Origin of the sequence: Streptomyces sp. NPDC101152 (assembly GCF_044768275.1) — a bacterium.
Lineage (GTDB): Bacteria > Actinomycetota > Actinomycetes > Streptomycetales > Streptomycetaceae > Streptomyces.
This window is the reverse complement of sequence record NZ_JBIWPO010000010.1, coordinates 250,628-270,757: the sequence shown is the minus strand read 5'-3', so window position 1 is coordinate 270,757 and position 20,130 is coordinate 250,628. Positions and strand designations below refer to the sequence as shown.

Sequence of the window (20,130 nt, the reverse complement as noted above, 5' to 3'; positions counted from 1 at the left end):
CGGCAGGCCCTATGCCTCGCGCCGCACCTCGATGACCCGGAAGCGGCCCGCGACGAACGCCCCGTCGCACAGCGCCGCGTTCGCCGCGGGGTTGCCGCCCGAGCCGTGGAAGTCGGAGAACGCGGCCGTCTGGTTCACGTACACCCCGCCCGTGAGGTTCAGCGACAACTGCGCGGCCTCCTCCAGGCAGACCTCCCGCACCGCCTGCTCGACCTCCTCGTCGGTCGTGTACGCCCCGACGGTCATCGCGCCCTTCTCGTGCACCGTGCGCCGCAGCAGCTCCACGCCGTCCGCCGAGGAGTCGACCGCGACGGCGAAGGAGACGGGCCCGAAGCACTCGCTCATGTAGGCGGCCTCGTCGTCCGGCTTGGCCCCGTCGAGCTTCACGATGACCGGCGTGCGCACGACGGCCGCCGGGAACTCGGGGTTGCTGATCTCCCTGGACGCCAGGGCGACCTCGCCGAGCCCGGCCGCCGCCTCCAGACGGGCCTTCACGTCCGGGTTGACGATCGCGCCGAGCAGCGCGTTGGCCCGCGCGTCGTCGCCGAGCAGCCCGTCGACGGCGCGGGAGAGGTCGGCGACCACCTCGTCGAAGGTCTTCGGGCCCTGTTCGGTTCGGATGCCGTCGCGGGGGATCAGCAGGTTCTGCGGGGTGGTGCACATCTGGCCGCTGTACAGGGACAGCGAGAAGGCCAGGTTGGACAGCATGCCCTGGTAGTCCGCGGTCGAGTCCACGAGCACCGTGTTGACGCCGGCCTTCTCCGTGTAGACCTGCGCCTGACGGGCGTTGGCCTCCAGCCAGTCGCCGAAGGACGTGGAGCCCGTGTAGTCGATGATCCGGATCTCCGGGCGGGTCGCCAGGGTCTTCGCGATGCCCTCGCCGGGCCGCTCGGCGGCCAGCGCCACCAGGTTCGGGTCGAAGCCGGCCTCGGCGAGCACCTGACGGGCGACCTGCACGGTGAGGGCGAGTGGCAGCACCGCGCGCGGGTGGGGCTTGACCAGGACCGCGTTGCCGGTGGCCAGGGAGGCGAACAGGCCCGGGTAGCCGTTCCACGTCGGGAAGGTGTTGCAGCCGATCAGCAGCGCGATCCCGCGCGGAACCGGCGTGAACTGCTTGGTCAGCGCCAGCGGGTCACGCTTGCCCTGCGGTTTGGTCCACTCCGCGAGGTCGGGCGTGCGCACCTGCTCCACGTACGCGTACGCGACGGCCTCCAGGCCGCGGTCCTGCGCGTGCGGCCCGCCCGCCTGGAACGCCATCATGAACGCCTGGCCGCTGGTGTGCATGACCGCGTGCGCGAACTCGTGCGTCCGGTCGCTGATCCGCTTCAGGATCTCCAGGCACACCACCGCACGGGCCTCCGCGCCCGCGTCCCGCCATGCCTTCTGGCCCGCCTTCATGGCGGGCAGCAGCACGTCGACGTCCGCGTGCGGGTACTCCACGCCCAGCTCGATGCCGTACGGCGACACCTCGCCGCCCACCCAGTCGTCCGTACCCGGCTGGCCGAGGTCGAGACGGGTGCCCAGCAGGGCGTCGAACGCGGCCTTGCCCGCGGCCATGTCCAGGCTGCCGTCCTCGCCGTAGGCCTTGGGGTGCTCGGGGTGCGGGGACCAGTACGCGCGTGTGCGGATCGCTTCCAGCGCCTGGTCGAGGGTGGGCCGGTGCTTGGCGATCAGGTCGTGCGCGGTCAGTTCGGCGGCCATGCGGGACCAACTCCTCGTCTCAGGAACTCTTCGTCGAGCTCATGACCTGGGCAGAAACAGGGGCAGGAACAGCCAGTCAGAGTTAGAGTAACCGAACGATCGGTCGGGACAAGGGGGTCCGCCGCATCTGTGGAAAACGCCGTGCGGGAGGATCGCGCACATGACAGCACTCGACCTCAGCAGCCCCGTGGCCGTCGTCGGCACCGGCACCATGGGCCAGGGCATCGCCCAGGTCGCGCTGGTCGCGGGTCATCGCGTGCGGCTGTACGACGCCGTCGCGGGGCGCGCCCAGGAAGCGGCCGCAGCGATCGGCGCCCGCCTCGACCGGCTCGTCGAGAAGGACCGCCTCACGGCGGCCGACCGGGACGCGGCACGCGCGCGACTGCTGCCCGCGACGGACCTCGCCGAGCTCGCCGACTGCTCCCTGGTCGTCGAGGCGGTCCTGGAGCGGCTCGACGTCAAGCAGGACCTGTTCCGGGAGCTCGAGGACATCGTCGACGAGGACTGTCTGCTCGCCACCAACACCTCGTCCCTGTCGGTCACCGCGATCGGCGGCGCCCTGCGCGGCCCGGGCCGCCTCGTCGGCCTGCACTTCTTCAACCCCGCGCCGCTGCTGCCGCTGGTCGAGGTCGTCTCCGGCTTCGCCACCGACGTCACCTCGGCCACGCGCGCGTACGAGATGGCGCGCGCCTGGGGCAAGACGCCGGTCGCCTGCGCCGACACCCCCGGCTTCATCGTCAACCGCATCGCCCGGCCCTTCTACGCCGAGGCCTTCGCGGTCTACGAGGCGCAGGGCGCCGACCCCGCCACCATCGACGCGGTCCTGCGCGAGTGCGGCGGCTTCAGGATGGGCGCCTTCGAACTGACCGACCTCATCGGCCAGGACGTCAACGAGTCGGTGACGCACTCGGTGTGGCGCAGCTTCTTCCAGGACGTCCGCTTCACGCCCTCGCTCGCCCAGCGCCGCCTGGTCGAGTCGGGCCGGCTCGGCCGCAAGAGCGGACACGGCTGGTACGACTACGCGGAGGGCGCCGAGCGCACCGAGCCGCACACCGCCGAGAAGCGGCAGCCGCCCGCCTACGTCGTCGTGGAGGGCGACCTCGGCCCGGCCGGCGAACTGCTCACGCTGATCCGCGAGGCGGGCATCCCGGTGCGCGAGGAGAACGAGGACCACGGAACCCGCCTGGTGCTGCCGGGCGGCGGCCAGCTGGCGCTCGCCGACGGGCAGACCTCGGTGGAGTTCCGGGACGTCGTCTACTTCGACCTCGCCCTCGACTACCGCCGCGCCACCCGCCTCGCGCTGTCCGCCTCCCAGGACACCTCCTCGCAGACCCTCTCCGACGCCACCGGCCTCTTCCAGGTGCTCGGCAAGGACGTCAGCGTCATCGGCGACGTCCCCGGGATGATCGTCGCCCGTACGGTCGCCCGGATCATCGACCTCGCGCACGACGCGGTCGCCAAGGGCGTGGCGACCGAGGAGGACACCGACACCGCGATGCGCCTGGGCGTCAACTATCCACTTGGCCCCTTCGAATGGGGCCGCCGCCTGGGCCGCAACTGGGCCTACGCACTCCTCGACGACCTGCACCTGCGCGATCCCTCCGGCCGCTACGCCCCCTCCCTCGCGCTGTACCGCCACGCGTACGCCTCCGACAAGCGGGAGGGCAGCCAGTCATGACCACCGCCAAACGCGACACGTACACCCCGGAGACGCTGCTGTCCGTCGCCGTCCAGGTCTTCAACGAGCGCGGCTACGACGGCACCTCCATGGAGCACCTCTCCAAGGCGGCCGGCATCTCCAAGTCGTCGATCTACCACCATGTGGCCGGCAAGGAGGAGCTGCTGCGCAGGGCCGTCAGCCGGGCCCTGGACGGCCTGTTCGGGATCCTCGACGAGGAGCACGCGCGCGTGGGACGCGCCTCGGACCGGCTGGAGTACGTGGTGCGGCGCATGGTCGAGGTGCTCATCGCCGAACTGCCGTACGTGACCCTGCTGCTGCGGGTGCGCGGCAACACGGGCACCGAGCGGTGGGCCCTGGAGCGGCGCCGCGACTTCGACCACCAGGTCGCCGAGCTGCTGAAGGCGGCGGCCGCGGACGGTGACGTGCGCGGCGACGTCGAGGTGCGGCTCGCCACCCGGCTGGTGTTCGGGATGATCAACTCGATCGTGGAGTGGTACCGGCCCGACGGGCGGGGGATGAGCGAGCGGGAGGTCTCCGACGCGGTCGCGCAACTGGTGTTCTCGGGGCTGCGCAGGGAGCTGTGAGCCTCAGCTCTGCGGTTCCAGGTCCTCCTCCTCGAACACCAGCAGCGTGCGCGTGCTGAGCACCTCGGGCATGGCCTGCAGCCGGGTGAGCACCAGCTCGCGCAGCGCCCGGTTGTCGGGTGTGTGCACCAGCAGGAGCACGTCGAAGTCGCCGCCCACCAGTGCGATGTGCGACGCGCCGGGCAGCTGTCTGAGCTGTTCGCGCACGGTGCGCCAGGAGTTCTGGACGATCTTCAGAGTGATGTAAGCGGAGGTGCCCTGACCGGCGCGTTCATGATCGACGCGGGCGCCGAAACCGCGGATGACGCCGTCCTCGATGAGGCGGTTGATCCGCGCGTAGGCGTTGGCGCGGGAGACGTGCACCCGTTCGGCGACCGACCGTATCGAGGCGCGGCCGTCCGCCTGGAGCATCTGCAGGATGTCCAGATCGATGGCGTCGAGGGGGCGGGCGGGCGGCGGGGCACCGGCCGGCTCGCCGCTCTCGGCCATTTGTTCAGGTGCCATGCCCCCCCGCCTCCCTACCATGGACGTACTGCGTTCATTCCAGGCTGTGGAGAACCGTTTGTCCACAGCCCGGAGGTGCCTGTAGCCAAAATGTGCCGACGACCGAACAATCGGTAGGTGAGGCGCATCACGGCCGTGGCGCGCCCGAAGCCGCTCCCACGAGGAGGTGCCGTCATGACGGTCATGGAGCAGCGGGGCGCGTACCGGCCCTCGCCGCCGCCCGCCTGGCAACCGCGCACGGACCCCGCGCCGCTGCTGCCCGACGCCGAGCCGTACCGCGTCCTCGGCACCGACGCGGCCGCGAAGGCCGACCCGGCCCTGCTGCGCCGCCTCTACGCCGAACTCGTGCGCGGCCGCCGCTACAACACACAGGCCACCGCCCTCACCAAGCAGGGCCGTCTGGCCGTCTACCCCTCCAGCACCGGCCAGGAGGCCTGCGAGGTCGCCGCCGCGCTCGCCCTCGAGGACCGGGACTGGCTCTTCCCGAGCTACCGCGACACCCTCGCCGCCGTCGCCCGGGGCCTCGACCCGGTCCAGGCACTGACCCTGCTGCGCGGCGACTGGCACACCGGCTACGACCCGCACGAGCACCGCGTCGCCCCCCTGTGCACCCCGCTCGCCACCCAGCTCCCGCACGCCGTGGGCCTCGCGCACGCCGCCCGCCTCAAGGGCGACGACGTGGTCGCGCTCGCCATGGTCGGCGACGGCGGCACCAGCGAGGGCGACTTCCACGAGGCGCTGAACTTCGCCGCCGTCTGGCAGGCCCCCGTCGTCTTCCTGGTCCAGAACAACGGCTTCGCGATCTCCGTCCCGCTCGCCAAGCAGACCGCGGCCCCCTCCCTGGCCCACAAGGCCGTCGGCTACGGCATGCCCGGCCGGCTGGTCGACGGCAACGACGCGGCCGCCGTGCACACCGTCCTCGCCGACGCCGTACGGCACGCGCGCGAGGGCGGCGGCCCCATGCTGGTCGAGGCGATCACGTACCGCATCGACGCGCACACCAACGCCGACGACGCGACCCGCTACCGCGGCGACACCGAGGTCGAGGCGTGGCGCGCGCACGACCCGATCGCGCTCCTGGAGCACGAGCTGACCGAGCGCGGACTGCTCGACGAGGACGGCGTCCGCCGCGCGCGCGAAGCCGCCGAAACCATGGCCGCCGATCTGCGTGAGCGCATGAACCAGGACCCGGGGCTCGACCCGATGGACCTGTTCGCCCACATCTACGCCGAGCCGACCCCACAACTGCGCGAACAGCGGGCGCTGCTGGAGGCAGAGCTCGCGGCGGAGCGGGAGGGCGGGCACTGATGACCACCGTCGCCCTCAAGCCGGCCACCATGGCGCAGGCCCTCACGCGCGCGCTGCGCGACGCGATGGCCGCCGACCCCGCCGTGCACGTCATGGGCGAGGACGTCGGCACCCTCGGCGGCGTCTTCCGCGTCACCGACGGGCTCGCGAAGGAGTTCGGCGAGGACCGCTGCACCGACACCCCGCTCGCCGAGGCCGGCATCCTCGGCACGGCCGTCGGCATGGCGATGTACGGCCTGCGGCCGGTCGTGGAGATGCAGTTCGACGCGTTCGCCTACCCCGCCTTCGAGCAGCTGATCAGCCACGTCTCCCGCATGCGCAACCGCACGCGCGGCACGATGCCCCTGCCCCTCACCATCCGCGTCCCCTACGGCGGCGGCATCGGCGGCGTCGAGCACCACAGCGACTCCTCCGAGGCGTACTACATGGCGACTCCGGGGCTCCATGTCGTCACGCCCGCCACCGTCGCCGACGCCTACGGCCTGCTGCGTGCGGCCATCGACTCCGACGACCCGGTCGTCTTCCTGGAACCCAAGCGGCTGTACTGGTCCAAGGACTCCTGGAATCCCGAACACCCGACGGACGTCGAACCCATAGGCCGCGCGGTGGTGCGCCGCCCGGGCCGCAGCGCCACGCTCATCACCTACGGACCGTCCGTGCCCGTCTGCCTCGAAGCCGCCGAGGCGGCGCAGGCCGAGGGCTGGGACCTCGAAGTCGTCGACCTGCGCTCCCTGGTGCCGTTCGACGACGAGACGGTCGCCGCCTCCGTACGCCGGACCGGGCGCGCGGTCGTCGTGCACGAGTCGGGCTCCTTCGGCGGGCCGGGCGGGGAGATCGCGGCCCGGGTGACGGAGCGCTGCTTCCACCACCTGGAGGCGCCGGTGCTGCGGGTGGCCGGGTTCGACATCCCTTATCCGCCGCCGATGCTGGAACGCCACCACCTGCCCGGGGTGGACCGCATCCTGGACGCCGTCGCGCGGCTGCAGTGGGAGGCCGGGAACTGATGGCACAGGTGCTGGAGTTCAAGCTTCCCGACCTCGGGGAGGGGCTCACCGAGGCGGAGATCGTCCGCTGGCTGGTGGAGGTCGGCGACGTCGTCGCCGTGGACCAGCCGGTCGTCGAGGTCGAGACGGCCAAGGCGATGGTAGAGGTGCCCTGTCCCTACGGCGGCGTGGTCACCGCCCGCTTCGGCGAGGAGGGCACGGAACTGCCCGTGGGGGCGCCGCTGCTGACGGTCGCGGTGGGGCCGCGGGCCTCCGACGCCGCCGACGTCTCCGACGGCGGGACCGAGGGCTCGGGGAACGTCCTGGTGGGCTACGGCACCGGCGCACCTCCGGCCCGCAGGCGGCGGGTACGGCCGACGGGGCCGGGCACCGGTGCGGCCACACCCGAATACGGACACGTCTTTCCCGCCGACGACGGCTCCGACGGCAGGACCGCGCCGGGCCTGGGCCGCGGGCCGCTGAGGCAGAACGGCACGGTCACGGCGGGGGACGCGCGGATTGCCGAGGCCGACGACCGCCGGAGCGACGGCCCCGTTCCCGTGATCTCGCCCCTCGTCCGCCGCCTCGCTCGCGAGCACGGCCTGGACCTGCGGGAGCTGAGCGGTTCCGGGCCCGACGGGCTGATCCTGCGGGCCGACGTGGAGCATGCGATGGAGGCCGCTGCCGCGCGCCGGCCGGCCACCGCACCGTCGACCGAACCCCTCGCTCCCACCTCGTCGGCCCCTGTCACCGAGGGCACCCGCATCCCCCTCAAGGGCATCCGCGGCGCCGTCGCCGACAAGCTCTCCCGCAGCCGGCAGGAGATACCGGACGCGACCTGCTGGGTGGACGCCGACGCGACCGAGCTGATGCGGGCGCGGGCCGCGATGAACGCGGCTGGTGGGCCGAAGATCTCCCTGCTCGCCCTGCTGGCAAGGATCTGCACCGCCGCCCTCGCCCGGTTCCCCGACCTCAACTCCACGGTGGACACGGCCGCCAGGGAGGTCGTCCGGCTCGACCAGGTGCACCTCGGCTTCGCCGCGCAGACCGAGCGGGGCCTGGTGGTACCGGTCGTCAGGGACGCCCACGCACGCGACGCCGAGTCGCTGACCGCGGAGTTCGCCCGGCTGACCGAGGCCGCCCGCACGGGAGGCCTCACCCCCGCGGACCTCACCGGCGGCACCTTCACGCTGAACAACTACGGGGTCTTCGGCGTCGACGGCTCCACACCGATCATCAACCACCCCGAGGCGGCCATGCTGGGCGTCGGCCGGATCGTCCCCAAGCCGTGGGTGCACGAGGGCGAGCTGGCGGTGCGGCAGGTCGTGCAGCTCTCGCTCACCTTCGACCACCGGGTGTGCGACGGCGGCACGGCGGGCGGCTTCCTGCGGTACGTGGCCGACTGCGTGGAAGCGCCGGCGGTGCTGCTGCGCACGCTGTGACGGCGTGGACGCCCGCACGTTCCCTGTGATCGTGACGGCCCGCATACTCATGGGGTGACCTCGTACGAGCGCCCGGACGCCTCCGGCCCCGATCCGGCGTACGACGCCGTCGTGCTCGCCGGGGGCGGGGCCCGGCGGCTCGGCGGCGCCGACAAACCGGGCGTCCGGGTCGGCGGACGCGCCCTGCTCGACCGGGTGCTCACCGCCTGCGCCGACGCGCGCACCACCGTCGTCGTGGCCGACCCCCGCCCCACCCCACGGTCGGTGCTGTGGACCCGCGAGGACCCGCCCGGCGCGGGCCCCCTCGCCGCTCTCGGCGCCGGACTGCGGCACACCACGGCCGAGCAGGTCGTCGTCCTGTCCGCCGACCTTCCGTTCATCGAGGCGGGGACGGTCCGCCGACTGCTGGCCGCCCTCGGCACGGGTACCGCCGACGGTGCCCTGCTCACCGACGCCGACGCCCGCGACCAGCCCCTCGTCGCCGCGTACCGCACGCAGGCACTGCACCGCGAACTGACCGCGCTCGCCGGGGAGCACGACGGCCTCACCGGCCTCCCTCTGCGCCGGCTGACCGCCGCGCTCGACTTCATCCGCGTCCCCGACCCGGTCGCGTCCTTCGACTGCGACACCTGGGACGACATCGCCACCGCCAGGGCACGTATCAGGGAGCATGGGCACGTGTTGGATGAATGGATCTCCGCAGCCAAGGACGAGCTGGGCATCGACCTCGACGTCGACACCGGCGTCCTGCTCGACCTCGCCCGCGACGCAGCGCACGGTGTGGCCAGGCCCGCCGCGCCCCTGACCACCTTCCTCGTCGGCTACGCGGCCGGACGGGCCGGGGGAGGCCCCGAAGCCGTCGCCGAGGCCGCCCGCAAGGCCGCCGCGCTCGCCCTGCGCTGGGCCGAGGAGGCCGCCGCGGACAAGGCCGACGCCGCCCCGGACGCCACGCCCGACACCCGCCCGGACGCCGGATGACCGCCCGTTCCACCCGGACCGGCGAGGACGCCGAGGACCTCGACGTCGAGGAGGTGCTTGCGCTGGTGAACGAACACGGTGGCCGCACCCCCACGGGCGACCCCGGCGGTCGTACGCCCGAAGTCCCCGCGCCGGGCGGGCACGGCGCCCACTCGTCGGACGCCCACCACCGGGCCACCCCCTGGCACGAGGCCCGCGCGATCGCCGCCCGTGCCGCCCGTGCCGCCGTCCGGGCCGCCGGCCGCGCCCCCGTCTCGGTCGCCATGGACTCCGCTCTCGGCCTCACTCTCGCCGCTCCTGTGACCGCACTCACCGACCTGCCCTCCTTCGACACCTCGGCGATGGACGGCTGGGCGGTCGCCGGGCCCGGCCCCTGGGACGTGCGGGACGAGGGCGTGCTGGCCGGCCACGCGGAGCCGGAGCCGCTCACCGACGGCGAGGCCGTGCGGATCGCCACCGGCGCCCGCGTTCCCCTGGACACCACCGCCGTCCTGCGCACCGAACACGGCCGCACCGACGCCCAGGGCCGCCTGCACGCCACCCGGGACATGCACCACGGCCAGGACATCCGGCCCCGCGGCCAGGAGTGCCGCTCCGGCGACCAACTCCTGCCCGTCGGCACCCTGGTGACCCCGGCCGTGCTCGGGCTCGCCGCGGCAGCCGGGTACGACACCCTCACCGCCGTACCCCGCCCCCGCGTCGAGGTCCTCGTCCTCGGCGACGAGTTGCTGACCGAGGGACGGCCGCACGACGGCCTGATCCGGGACGCGCTCGGGCCGATGCTCCCGCCCTGGCTGCGCGCGCTCGGCGCCGAGGTCACCGCCGTACGCCGGCTCGGCGACGATGCCAAGGCACTGCGCAAGGCGATCGCCGGCTCCACCGCCGACCTGGTCGTCACCACCGGCGGCACCGCCTCCGGCCCCGTCGACCACGTCCACCCCACGCTCGACAGCCTCGGTGCCGAACTCCTCGTGGACGGCGTCAAGGTGCGCCCCGGCCATCCCATGCTGCTGGCCCGCACCAAGGACGACCAGCACCTCGTGGGCCTCCCCGGTAACCCCCTCGCCGCCGTCTCCGGTCTGCTCACCCTCGCCGAACCCCTGCTGCGCACCCTCGCCGCGCACCCCGCCCCCGAGCCGTACGCGCTGCCCCTGCAGGAGACGGCACACGGGCACCCGTACGACACCCGGCTCATCCCCGTCGTGCTGCGCGGCGATGTCGCCGTAGCGCTGCACTACAACGGGCCGGCCATGCTGCGGGGCATCGCGGCGGCCGACGCCCTCGCGGTCGTACCGCCCGGCGGCGCTCGGGCGGGTCAGGAGCTGGAACTCCTCGATCTGCCCTGGGCGTCCGCCGGGATCGAGGTGTGTTTCACGTGAAACTTCCGGGCCATGACGCCGTCGCCCGCCAGGCGGACGGACATCTCGTGACCCATCGGGTGAAACTCCCGCGCAAGGTGGTGGAGCGGCCGATCCAACAGGTCGCCAAGCGCCTGCTGATGGCCCTCCTGGTGCTGGTTACGACCGCGCTCGTCGTCTACGCCGACCACGAGGGCTACAACGACAACGCCGACGGCTCGATCGACCTCGTCGACGCCTTCCACTACGCGACCGTCACCCTCTCCACGACCGGATACGGCGACATCACCCCGGTCAGCCACGGCGCCCGGCTCACCAACATCCTCGTCATCACGCCCCTGCGCGTGCTCTTCCTGATCATCCTGGTCGGCACCACCCTCGAGGTCCTCACCGAACGCACCCGGGAGGAGTGGCGTTTGAACCATTGGAGGTCCGCGTTGCGAGATCACACCGTCGTCGTCGGGTTCGGGACGAAGGGGCGTTCGGCGATCCAGACCGTCTGCGCTACCGGGCTGAGGAATGAGCGGTCGTCGTGGTCCCGCCACGAAGGCGATCGACGCGGCGACGGCCGACGGGTACGCCGGCGTCATAGGTGACGCGACCCGCAGCGAGGTGCTGAAGCGGGCCGAGGTGCACCGGGCGCGGCAGATCATCATCGCGACCCAGCGCGACGACACGGCCGTGCTCGTCGCCGTCACGGCCCGGCAGCTCAACCGTGGTGCGAAGATCGTTGCCGCGGTGCGCGAGGAGGAGAACGCTCCGCTGCTCGAGCAGTCCGGCGCCGACGCGGTGATCACCAGCGCGAGCGCCGCGGGCCGGCTGCTCGTACTGTCGGTGCTCAGCCCCGCGGCGGGCATGGTGATGGAGGACCTCATCCAGCAGGGCAGCGGGCTCGACATGGCCGAACGGCCGGTCACCAAGGCGGAGGCGGGCAAGGGGCCGCGCGAGACGCAGGACCTGGTGGTGAGCGTCGTACGCGGGCACCGGGTGCTCGGATACGACGATCCGGCCATCGGGAAGCTGCAGTTGACCGATCGTCTGATCACGATCGTGCGGGTGACGCCGGGCAACCAGGTCGCGCCGGACGTCCGGCCCATGCCGCGGAACTGATCCGGGCCTGCCCTGCCCTGCCCTGCGCGGCGCCGGAGCGCCGGGAAGCAGTAGCGTCCCTGTATGCATGCGATCACGATTCCCGAACCTGGCGGACCCGAGGCCCTGGTGTGGGGCGAGGTCCCCGATCCGGTGCCCGGCGAGGGCGAGGTGCTGGTCGAGGTGGTGGCCAGTGCCGTCAACCGGGCCGACATCATGCAGCGGATGGGCTTCTACGATCCCCCGCCCGGTGCCTCCGAGTACCCGGGCCTGGAGTGCTCGGGCCGCATCGCCGCGCTGGGGCCGGGTGTCTCCGGCTGGGCCGTCGGCGAGGAGGTGTGCGCGCTGCTGGCGGGTGGCGGCTATGCCGAGAAGGTCGTCGTCCCCGCCGGACAGCTGCTGCCGGTGCCCGAGGGGCTGGACCTCCGGCAGGCCGCCGCGCTGCCCGAGGTGGTCTGCACGGTCTGGTCGAACGTCTTCATGGTCGCCCATCTGCGCCCGGGCGAGACGCTGCTGGTGCACGGCGGCTCCAGTGGCATCGGCACGATGGCGATCCAGCTCGCCAAGGCCGTCGGCGCGAAGGTCGCGGTCACGGCCGGCAGCAAGGAGAAACTCGACCAGTGCGCCGAACTGGGCGCCGACATCCTGGTCAACTACAAGGAGCAGGACTTCGTCGAGGAGGTCAGGCGCGCCACGGACGGCGCCGGGGCGGACGTCATCCTCGACAACATGGGCGCCAAGTACCTGGACCGGAACGTCCGGACGCTCGCCGTCAACGGCCGGCTCGCCATCATCGGCCTGCAGGGCGGCGTCAAGGGCGAGCTGAACATCGGCGCGCTCCTGGCCAAGCGGGCCGCCATCAGCGCGACCTCGCTGCGGGCCCGCCCGCTGGGTGAGAAGGCGGCGATCGTGGCGGCCGTACGCGAACACGTCTGGCCGCTGATCGCCGCCGGTCACGTCCGTCCCGTCGTCGACCGGGAGATCCCGATGAGCGACGCGGCGACCGCCCACCGCGTGGTGGAGGAGAGCGGCCACGTGGGAAAGGTGCTGCTCATCGCGCCCTGAGGCCGCACCGGGCCGGGGGTGTCACGTCCGGCGCAGGCGCAGACCGACGAACGCGAGCCCCAGACCGAGCCCGATCAGGACCAGGCCGCTGCCCAGCGGCAGGACGCGCAGGACGGGCTCGGCGGGGGGTGCCGCCCGCGTGACGGTCTGCCGGACCGAGGGTACCGGCGTCGCCTGAGCGGCAGCCTGGGGCGGCTCGGACACGGCGGCGCTTTCGGTGACTCCCCCGTCGCCACCGTCCACGCCGTTCCCGTCCGGTTGCGCGGTCTCCTCGTTCTCCGGGCCCGTCGCCTCCTCGTCCGCCGACGCCGTCTCCTCACGCCGTCCGGGCCGCTCCCGCCCCTCACCCGCCCGGCTCCCGGCGCGGGACGGCTGGGCGGACGGAGCGGTGGCCGAGGGCGTGGGCCCGGGGGCGGGCGTACGGGGCCCGGGAGCGGCCGTACGTGCGGTGGGGGACGCCGATACGGAGCCGGGCGTCGGAACGCTCGCGTACGCCGTCGCGTCCGCGCCCGCGAGGAACCCCGCTCCCACCCCCGCCAGCAGTCCCGCCGCCCGCACCGCACGCACCCATCGAGTCATGCCCCCACCGTCACATCCAGCCGCGCATCCGGCATTCCGGACTCCGCCAAAAAGCGAACGCGGGGAGCTGTCCGCTGACCGAGGGGACACCACCGAAGCCCGCCCGACCCAGCTGACAGTCACCGAGCGCGACGGGAAGTGACGCAAACCTTCACGGCGTGAACGGTGGATCACCCCGTACGGGGGGCACCACGATGGTGAGATGCAGGGGTGCGAGAGAATGGCGGCATGGAGATGCCGAGGAACGAACGGTCGCCGGAGAATCCCCAGATCCTGGTCGTTGGCCAGGACGGCATGGCGATTGGCGGCGGAGGCGACGACGACTCCCGCGAGATTCCGGTGACGGAGCAGGTCGAGCAGCCGGCCAAGGTGATGCGGATCGGCAGCATGATCAAGCAGCTCCTGGAGGAGGTGCGGGCGGCTCCTCTGGACGAGGCGAGCCGGGCCCGGCTCAAGGACATCCACCGCAGCTCGGTGAAGGAGCTGGAGGACGGGCTCGCGCCGGAGCTGGTGGAGGAGCTGGAGAGGCTGTCCCTGCCGTTCCAGGACGAGGGCACCCCGAGCGACGCGGAACTGCGGATCGCGCAGGCGCAGTTGGTGGGCTGGCTGGAGGGCCTCTTCCACGGCATCCAGACCACGCTGTTCGCCCAGCAGATGGCGGCGCGGGCCCAGTTGGAGCAGATGCGCCGCGCCCTGCCGCCGGGCGTCGCCCAGGGCTTGGGCGAGGACGGCCATGCGGGCGGCCGTTCGGGCGGACCGTACCTGTAACCGCGTACATCCACGGGTGAGGGCCCGGCAGCCGAGGCTGTCCGGGCCCTTCGCAGGTCCGGGTCAGGACGCCGGGTTGCCCGTGGAGACCCGGAGCTCCAGCTCGACGTTCTTCGGGCTGACGTCCGAGCCGGCCGCCGGGAACTGGTCGATCACCGCGCCCTGGCCGAAGGTGTTCTCGTCGTAGTTGTCGATCTTCAACGACCAGCCGGCGGCCTGCAGGCACTTCTTGACGGAGCCGATGTCCTTGTACCGGAAGTCGGGGACCTGGATCTTGTGCGGGTCGGTGTACGACTCCTGCGGCTCGGTGCACTCGGTCTTGTCGATCGTCTTCGTGGTGTCGGGGCCTCGGTAGCCCGCCACCCGCGTCGCCGACGGGCTCGTGCCGCCGCTCCCGCTCGCGCTCTTGTCCTTGTTGCCGCCGCCGCTGACCAGCACGGCCGCCAGCAGCCCGGTGATGGCGATGATCGACACGATGACCGCGCCCACGACGACCGGCTTGTTGTTCCGCTCGCCGACAGGGGGCACGGGCGTGGCGGGCTGCGGCGTGATGTTGTACGGCGGCGGTGTGGAGGGCTGTCCGCCGTACCCGGCGGGCGTCTGGTAGCCGCCCTGCCGCGGGTAGCCGTACGACGGCGAGGGCGCGGGCGTGGAGTACGGGTGCGGCGTCGGCGGCTGGTACGGCGTCTGCACCGGGCCCGAGGACGGCGGGGTCGCCCGGTCGACCGGCGGGAAGACGGCCGAGCCGACGCCGGCGCCGCTCTGCGCCGGGGCGCCCGGCACGATGCTGGGCGGGGCGGCCTGGAAGGACGCGGCCACCCGCAGGCACTCGTCACGCATGGCGACGGCGTTCGGGAAGCGTTCGTTCGGGTTCTTCTTCAGCGCGCGGGCGACCAGCGCGTCCACGGCCGGGGGCAGCGCCCGGTTGATCGAGGAGGGCGCGACCGGCTCCTCCTGGACGTGCGCGTACGCGATGGCCAGCGGGGAGTCCGCGTCGAACGGGAGGCGCCCGGTGACCAGTTGGAACAGCATGATGCCGACCGAGTAGAGGTCGGAGCGGGCGTCGACGCCGCGGCCCAGGGCCTGTTCGGGTGAGAGGTACTGCGGGGTGCCGACGACCATGCCGGTCTGTGTCATGGACGTCACACCGGACTGCATCGCGCGCGCGATGCCGAAGTCCATCACCTTGACCACGCCGCGCTTGGTCATCATCACGTTGCCCGGCTTGATGTCCCGGTGGACCAGCCCCATCTCGTGGCTGATCTCCAGCGCCGCGAGCACGTCCGCGGTGACCTTCAGCGCCTTGTCGGCGGGCATCGCGCCGCATTGCCGTACGTCCTCCTCGAGCACCGAGCCGAGTGGGCGGCCCTCGACGTACTCCATGACGATGTACGGGGTCGTCATCCCGTCGAGGCTGTCCTCGCCGGTGTCGAAGACCGACACGATGTTGGTGTGCGTGAGCTTGGCCACGGCCTGCGCCTCACGCCGGAAACGCTCGCGGAAGGCCTGCTCGCGGCCGAGGTCGCTGTGGAGTGTCTTGATCGCGACCTGCCGGTCCAGCGTGGCGTCGTACGCCAGGTGCACGGAGGCCATGCCGCCCTCGCCGAGCAAGTCCCGCAGCTGATAGCGGCCGCCGGCGAGCGCCTGCCCCGCGTACCGGCCTTGTGCGGCGTCCTGGCTCATGTTGCGTGTCCCCCATCGGCCTTCAGGCGCCGGCCCGGCTGTCGTTGATCGAATGGCTCATTCCCGGCCAAGTCTGCCCGAGGGCACTGACACGTCAAGCGCGGTGCCCGTTCCGTGACCGTACGCGAAAGAAGCGTCGCGCGAGCGTTACAGAGGCTGTACGGCCGGTACACAGGATTTGCACGACCACACCGGAAGACGGTTTGATGGCCGGTCCGTCTCGTGCCGGTTCCGGTCCCCTTCTCGGACCGGCGGCTTGCGCTGAGGCTGTAGCGTGGCCGACGGAGACCGTAACAACACCGCGCGCACCGCGGGCAGAAACGACGGCGAGGACTGATGGAGCAGCAGCAGCGCGCTCAGGGCCCGTCCGACCCCGAGGCGACTGGCGGCGGTATGTCAGATGCGCCGGAGATGTGGGGCAACGGCGGACTTGTCGGGGACGGCCGGTATCGGCTGACCCGCAGACTCGGCCGGGGCGGCATGGCGGAGGTGTTCGCCGCGGAGGACGTGCGTCTCGGGCGCACCGTCGCGGTGAAACTGCTGCGCGCCGACCTCGCCGAGGACCCGGTCTCCAAGGCGCGCTTCACGCGCGAGGCCCAGTCGGTGGCCGGGCTCAACCACCACGCGATCGTCGCCGTGTACGACTCCGGCGAGGACTACGTGGGCGGCCAGAGCGTTCCGTACATCGTCATGGAGATCGTCGAGGGGCGCACCATCCGCGACCTCCTCATCAACGCCGAGGCGCCGGGCCCCGAGCAGGCCCTGATCATCGTCTCCGGCGTCCTGGAGGCGCTCGCCTACTCGCACCAGCACGGCATCGTGCACCGGGACATCAAGCCGGCGAACGTCATCATCACGCACAACGGCGCCGTCAAGGTCATGGACTTCGGCATCGCCCGCGCCCTGCACGGCGCGTCCACGACGATGACGCAGACCGGCATGGTCATGGGCACGCCCCAGTACCTCTCCCCGGAGCAGGCGCTCGGCAAGGCCGTCGACCACCGCTCCGACCTGTACGCGACGGGCTGCCTGCTCTACGAACTCCTCGCCCTGCGGCCCCCGTTCGTCGGTGAGACCCCGCTGTCGGTGGTCTACCAGCACGTCCAGGACATTCCCGTCCCGCCGTCCCAGATCTCCGAGGGCGCCTCCCCGCCGGAGCTGGACGGCCTGGTCATGCGCTCCCTCGCCAAGGAGCCCGACGACCGCTTCCAGACCGCCGAGGAGATGCGCGGGCTGGTCCAGTACGGGCTGCAGATGCTGTACGACCAGGGCGGCCACACCGGCACCTGGAACACCGGCCCGGTCGACCTGCACGAGGGCCGGCACACCCCGTCCGCCGGCTTCGCCAGTACGACGGTCCTGCCGCACCCCGCCGACGGCTCCGGCACGACGCAGATCCCGCAGCCGATCCTGCCGGGCGGTTACCGCGGGGGCGGGGACGACGGAGGCTTCGAGGGCCACGGCAACCAGGGCAGCGGCCGCGGCAAGCTGTGGATCCTGGCGGTCCTCGCGGTGATCGCCATCGCGGCCGGCGTCGCGCTGGCGCTGCAGAACGGCAGCGGGAGCGGTGGCGGCCCGGGAACCAGCGAGTCGCCGACGACCTCGCAGAGCACCAAGGACGGCACGGCCACCTCGTCGCCGAGCGACCAGGTCAGCAACCAGCCCACCGACACCGCCACGAACAACGGCTCCGGGACGGGCTCCGGCTCCGGGAACTACTCGCCGACGTACACGCCCTCGCACCGGCCGACCCACAGTGCGACCAGCGAGCCGACGAACCAGCCGTCGAACAATCCGACGACCTCGCAGCCGAGCCAGCAGCCGCCGAGCCAGTCGCAGTCGGCTCCGCCGGGGGGCGGCTCGCCGAACCCGACGGGCACCGGCGCGACGAGCGGGCTCGGCGGCCTCGGCTGACGTACGAGGGGTGGTACTGAGGGGCGCGCCACGCGCGGGCCCCTCAGGAAGACTCTTCCCGTGACCTGGGTCACCGATATAACGTGCCGTTGTTCCGGCCCCCTGCAAGGCTGTGACCAGGAGATGTTCCCGGCTCTGCGGATTTACTTGGAAATCCAAGCAAAAACCCAGGTCAGGAGGGGTTTCACAGAGATGTGGAGCACTGGGTAACGTGCCTGTTGCAGGGCGCTCGCCGGGGCACCTTGTCACGCCTGTTCCGGCCGAGTGGCACCCACCCCGTGCACGGGTGCCGGAACGGGTGAGCCGTACTGGTTCCCGGCAACCCCGGGGGCCGGACCGACGGAGGAGCACACGTGACCGTGGAGAGCACTGCCGCGCGCAGGCCGCGACGCAGCGCCGGGACGAAGAAGTCCCCGAGCACCAAGCCCGAACTCGTTCAGCTGCTGACGCCCGAGGGCGAGCGCCTGAAGAGCCCCGAGTACGACAAGTACGTCGCCGGCCTCACCCCCGAAGATCTCCGCGGCCTCTACCGCGACATGGTCCTCACCCGCCGCTTCGACGCCGAGGCCACCTCCCTGCAGCGCCAGGGCGAGCTCGGCCTGTGGGCCTCGCTGCTCGGCCAGGAGGCCGCCCAGATCGGCTCCGGCCGGGCCACCCGCGAGGACGACTACGTCTTCCCGACCTACCGCGAGCACGGCGTCGCCTGGTGCCGCGGGGTCGACCCGACCAACCTGCTCGGCATGTTCCGCGGGGTGAACAACGGCGGCTGGGACCCCAACAGCAACAACTTCCACCTCTACACCATCGTCATCGGCTCCCAGACGCTGCACGCCACCGGCTACGCGATGGGCATCGCCAAGGACGGCGCCGACAGCGCGGTGATCGCCTACTTCGGCGACGGTGCCTCCAGCCAGGGCGACGTGGCCGAATCGTTCACCTTCTCCGCGGTCTACAACGCCCCGGTCGTGTTCTTCTGCCAGAACAACCAGTGGGCGATCTCCGAGCCGACCGAGAAGCAGACCCGCGTCCCGCTCTACCAGCGCGCGCAGGGCTACGGCTTCCCGGGCGTCCGGGTGGACGGCAACGACGTGCTGGCCTGTCTCGCGGTGACCAGGTGGGCGCTGGAGCGGGCCCGCAGCGGTGAGGGGCCGACCCTGGTCGAGGCGTACACGTACCGCATGGGCGCCCACACCACCTCCGACGACCCGTCCAAGTACCGGGCCGACGAGGAGCGCGAGGCCTGGGAGGCGAAGGACCCGATCCTGCGGCTCCGCCGCTACCTGGAGGCCTCAAACCACACGGACGAGGGATTCTTCGCGGAACTCGAGGCCGAGTCCGAGGCGTTGGGCAAACGAGTGCGCGAGGCGGTCCGCGCCATGCCGGACCCGGACCACTTCGCCATCTTCGAGAACGTGTACGCGGACGGGCACGCGCTCGTCGACGAGGAGCGAGCCCAGTTCGCCGCCTACCAGGCGTCGTTCACCGAGGCAGAGGGGGTCTGACCATGGCAGCGGAGAAGATGGCCCTGGCCAAGGCGATCAACGAGTCGCTGCGCCGCGCCCTGGAGTCGGACCCGAAGGTCCTCGTCATGGGCGAGGACGTCGGCAAGCTCGGCGGCGTCTTCCGGGTGACGGACGGACTGCAGAAGGACTTCGGCGAGAGCCGCGTCATCGACACCCCCCTCGCCGAGTCCGGCATCGTCGGCACGGCCATCGGCCTCGCCCTGCGCGGCTACCGCCCGGTCGTGGAGATCCAGTTCGACGGCTTCGTCTTCCCGGCCTACGACCAGATCGTCACCCAGCTCGCGAAGATGCACGCCCGCTCCCTGGGCAAGGTCAAGCTCCCGGTCGTCGTGCGCATCCCCTACGGCGGCGGCATCGGCGCGGTCGAGCACCACTCCGAGTCCCCGGAGTCCCTGTTCGCGCACGTCTCGGGGCTGAAGGTGGTCAGTCCCTCCAACGCCTCGGACGCCTACTGGATGATGCAGCAGGCCATCCAGAGCGACGACCCGGTGATCTTCTTCGAGCCGAAGCGGCGGTACTGGGACAAGGCCGAGGTCAACCCCGAGGCCATCCCCGGGCCGCTGCACAAGGCGCAGGTCGTCCGCGCCGGCACCGACCTCACCCTCGCCGCGTACGGCCCCATGGTGAAGCTCTGCCAGGAGGTCGCCGACGCGGCCGCCGAGGAGGGCAAGTCGCTGGAGGTGCTGGACCTGCGCTCGATCTCGCCGCTGGACTTCGACTCCATCCAGACGTCGGTGGAGAAGACCCGCCGCCTGGTCGTGGTCCACGAGGCACCGGTGTTCTTCGGCTCGGGCGCGGAGATCGCCGCCCGGATCACGGAGCGCTGCTTCTACCACCTGGAGGCCCCGGTGCTCCGGGTCGGCGGCTACCACGCCCCCTACCCGCCGGCCCGCCTGGAGGAGGAGTACCTGCCGGGCCTGGACCGGGTGCTCGACGCCGTCGACCGCGCCCTGGCGTACTGAGGAGAGGG

General features: G+C 72.2%; 16 protein-coding genes and 1 pseudogene. 13 read left to right on the top strand and 4 right to left on the bottom strand.

Features of this window, described 5'->3' with window-relative positions:
* Window positions 1-9: 9 nt before the first annotated feature.
* Window positions 10-1,701, bottom strand: a complete 1,692-nt coding sequence (gene paaN, locus ACIRVK_RS16865; protein WP_404247578.1) for a phenylacetic acid degradation protein PaaN — start codon at window positions 1,699-1,701, stop codon at window positions 10-12.
* A gap of 160 nt (window positions 1,702-1,861) precedes the next feature.
* On the opposite strand from paaN, the gene ACIRVK_RS16860 reads away from it, so the two are divergent.
* Entirely contained in the window at window positions 1,862-3,379 is a 1,518-nt protein-coding gene (locus ACIRVK_RS16860; RefSeq protein WP_404247576.1) for a 3-hydroxyacyl-CoA dehydrogenase, read from the top strand.
* Entirely contained in the window at window positions 3,376-3,966 is a 591-nt protein-coding gene (locus ACIRVK_RS16855; protein ID WP_404247574.1) for a TetR/AcrR family transcriptional regulator, read from the top strand. The genes ACIRVK_RS16860 and ACIRVK_RS16855 overlap by 4 nt, the downstream gene beginning before the upstream one ends.
* Before the next feature lie 3 nt (window positions 3,967-3,969).
* On the opposite strand, the gene ACIRVK_RS16850 is transcribed toward ACIRVK_RS16855, so the two are convergent.
* Entirely contained in the window at window positions 3,970-4,470 is a 501-nt protein-coding gene (locus tag ACIRVK_RS16850; protein WP_404247572.1) for an Lrp/AsnC family transcriptional regulator, read from the bottom strand.
* Between the two features lie 174 nt (window positions 4,471-4,644).
* Here ACIRVK_RS16850 and pdhA (ACIRVK_RS16845) point away from each other — a divergent pair, with 174 nt between their 5' ends.
* The 7 genes and pseudogenes from pdhA (ACIRVK_RS16845) (at window position 4,645) to ACIRVK_RS16815 (ending at window position 12,693) form a co-directional block, all read left to right on the top strand.
* Entirely contained in the window at window positions 4,645-5,778 is a 1,134-nt protein-coding gene (gene pdhA, locus ACIRVK_RS16845; protein ID WP_404247570.1) for a pyruvate dehydrogenase (acetyl-transferring) E1 component subunit alpha, read from the top strand.
* Window positions 5,778-6,782, top strand: a complete 1,005-nt coding sequence (locus tag ACIRVK_RS16840; protein ID WP_404247568.1) for an alpha-ketoacid dehydrogenase subunit beta — start codon at window positions 5,778-5,780, stop codon at window positions 6,780-6,782. Before pdhA (ACIRVK_RS16845) ends, ACIRVK_RS16840 begins: the two co-directional genes overlap by 1 nt.
* Window positions 6,782-8,203 (top strand): dihydrolipoamide acetyltransferase family protein, encoded by a 1,422-nt coding sequence (locus ACIRVK_RS16835; RefSeq protein WP_404247566.1) that lies wholly within the window; start codon window positions 6,782-6,784, stop codon window positions 8,201-8,203. Before ACIRVK_RS16840 ends, ACIRVK_RS16835 begins: the two co-directional genes overlap by 1 nt.
* A 54-nt stretch (window positions 8,204-8,257) precedes the next feature.
* On the top strand, window positions 8,258-9,181 hold the full coding sequence (locus ACIRVK_RS16830) for an NTP transferase domain-containing protein (RefSeq protein ID WP_404247564.1): 924 nt from the start codon (window positions 8,258-8,260) through the stop codon (window positions 9,179-9,181).
* Window positions 9,178-10,560: a molybdopterin molybdotransferase MoeA gene (locus ACIRVK_RS16825; RefSeq protein WP_404247562.1), complete on the top strand. Its 1,383-nt coding sequence runs from the start codon at window positions 9,178-9,180 to the stop codon at window positions 10,558-10,560. Before ACIRVK_RS16830 ends, ACIRVK_RS16825 begins: the two co-directional genes overlap by 4 nt.
* Window positions 10,557-11,649, top strand: a pseudogene (locus ACIRVK_RS16820) (potassium channel family protein). The gene ACIRVK_RS16825 and the pseudogene ACIRVK_RS16820 overlap by 4 nt, the downstream one beginning before the upstream one ends.
* 63 nt (window positions 11,650-11,712) lie before the next feature.
* Complete coding sequence (locus tag ACIRVK_RS16815) at window positions 11,713-12,693, top strand: NAD(P)H-quinone oxidoreductase (protein WP_404247560.1); 981 nt, start codon at window positions 11,713-11,715, stop codon at window positions 12,691-12,693.
* A gap of 21 nt (window positions 12,694-12,714) precedes the next feature.
* Here the strand turns inward: ACIRVK_RS16815 and ACIRVK_RS16810 are convergent, their stop codons facing one another.
* Window positions 12,715-13,272, bottom strand: a complete 558-nt coding sequence (locus tag ACIRVK_RS16810) for a hypothetical protein (protein ID WP_404247558.1) — start codon at window positions 13,270-13,272, stop codon at window positions 12,715-12,717.
* A 228-nt stretch (window positions 13,273-13,500) separates the two neighbouring features.
* Between ACIRVK_RS16810 and ACIRVK_RS16805 the strand changes: the two genes are divergently transcribed.
* Window positions 13,501-14,040: a bacterial proteasome activator family protein gene (locus ACIRVK_RS16805; RefSeq protein ID WP_404247556.1), complete on the top strand. Its 540-nt coding sequence runs from the start codon at window positions 13,501-13,503 to the stop codon at window positions 14,038-14,040.
* A gap of 63 nt (window positions 14,041-14,103) precedes the next feature.
* Here ACIRVK_RS16805 and ACIRVK_RS16800 read toward each other — a convergent pair whose 3' ends face one another.
* On the bottom strand, window positions 14,104-15,723 hold the full coding sequence (locus ACIRVK_RS16800; RefSeq protein WP_404247554.1) for a protein kinase: 1,620 nt from the start codon (window positions 15,721-15,723) through the stop codon (window positions 14,104-14,106).
* Window positions 15,724-16,059: 336 nt separating this feature from the next.
* On the opposite strand from ACIRVK_RS16800, the gene ACIRVK_RS16795 reads away from it, so the two are divergent.
* The 3 genes from ACIRVK_RS16795 to ACIRVK_RS16785 all read left to right on the top strand — a co-directional run bounded on the left by ACIRVK_RS16795 (window position 16,060) and on the right by ACIRVK_RS16785 (window position 20,122).
* Window positions 16,060-17,637 (top strand): protein kinase, encoded by a 1,578-nt coding sequence (locus ACIRVK_RS16795; protein ID WP_404247552.1) that lies wholly within the window; start codon window positions 16,060-16,062, stop codon window positions 17,635-17,637.
* A 353-nt stretch (window positions 17,638-17,990) separates the two neighbouring features.
* Window positions 17,991-19,139, top strand: a complete 1,149-nt coding sequence (gene pdhA, locus ACIRVK_RS16790; RefSeq protein WP_404247550.1) for a pyruvate dehydrogenase (acetyl-transferring) E1 component subunit alpha — start codon at window positions 17,991-17,993, stop codon at window positions 19,137-19,139.
* A gap of 2 nt (window positions 19,140-19,141) precedes the next feature.
* Complete coding sequence (locus ACIRVK_RS16785) at window positions 19,142-20,122, top strand: alpha-ketoacid dehydrogenase subunit beta (protein ID WP_404247548.1); 981 nt, start codon at window positions 19,142-19,144, stop codon at window positions 20,120-20,122.
* The last annotated feature ends 8 nt before the right edge of the window (window positions 20,123-20,130 follow it).

What these genes read in the sequence shown, in the direction of transcription:
- paaN (WP_404247578.1), bottom strand. Translation starts at nt 1,701, where the DNA reads ATGGCCGCCGAACTGACCGCGCACGACCTGATCGCCAAGCACCGGCCC.
- ACIRVK_RS16860 (WP_404247576.1), top strand. Translation starts at nt 1,862, where the DNA reads ATGACAGCACTCGACCTCAGCAGCCCCGTGGCCGTCGTCGGCACCGGC.
- ACIRVK_RS16855 (WP_404247574.1), top strand. Translation starts at nt 3,376, where the DNA reads ATGACCACCGCCAAACGCGACACGTACACCCCGGAGACGCTGCTGTCC.
- ACIRVK_RS16850 (WP_404247572.1), bottom strand. Translation starts at nt 4,470, where the DNA reads ATGGCACCTGAACAAATGGCCGAGAGCGGCGAGCCGGCCGGTGCCCCG.
- pdhA (WP_404247570.1), top strand. Translation starts at nt 4,645, where the DNA reads ATGACGGTCATGGAGCAGCGGGGCGCGTACCGGCCCTCGCCGCCGCCC.
- ACIRVK_RS16840 (WP_404247568.1), top strand. Translation starts at nt 5,778, where the DNA reads ATGACCACCGTCGCCCTCAAGCCGGCCACCATGGCGCAGGCCCTCACG.
- ACIRVK_RS16835 (WP_404247566.1), top strand. Translation starts at nt 6,782, where the DNA reads ATGGCACAGGTGCTGGAGTTCAAGCTTCCCGACCTCGGGGAGGGGCTC.
- ACIRVK_RS16825 (WP_404247562.1), top strand. Translation starts at nt 9,178, where the DNA reads ATGACCGCCCGTTCCACCCGGACCGGCGAGGACGCCGAGGACCTCGAC.
- ACIRVK_RS16815 (WP_404247560.1), top strand. Translation starts at nt 11,713, where the DNA reads ATGCATGCGATCACGATTCCCGAACCTGGCGGACCCGAGGCCCTGGTG.
- ACIRVK_RS16810 (WP_404247558.1), bottom strand. Translation starts at nt 13,272, where the DNA reads ATGACTCGATGGGTGCGTGCGGTGCGGGCGGCGGGACTGCTGGCGGGG.
- ACIRVK_RS16805 (WP_404247556.1), top strand. Translation starts at nt 13,501, where the DNA reads ATGGAGATGCCGAGGAACGAACGGTCGCCGGAGAATCCCCAGATCCTG.
- ACIRVK_RS16800 (WP_404247554.1), bottom strand. Translation starts at nt 15,723, where the DNA reads ATGAGCCAGGACGCCGCACAAGGCCGGTACGCGGGGCAGGCGCTCGCC.
- ACIRVK_RS16795 (WP_404247552.1), top strand. Translation starts at nt 16,060, where the DNA reads ATGGAGCAGCAGCAGCGCGCTCAGGGCCCGTCCGACCCCGAGGCGACT.
- ACIRVK_RS16785 (WP_404247548.1), top strand. Translation starts at nt 19,142, where the DNA reads ATGGCAGCGGAGAAGATGGCCCTGGCCAAGGCGATCAACGAGTCGCTG.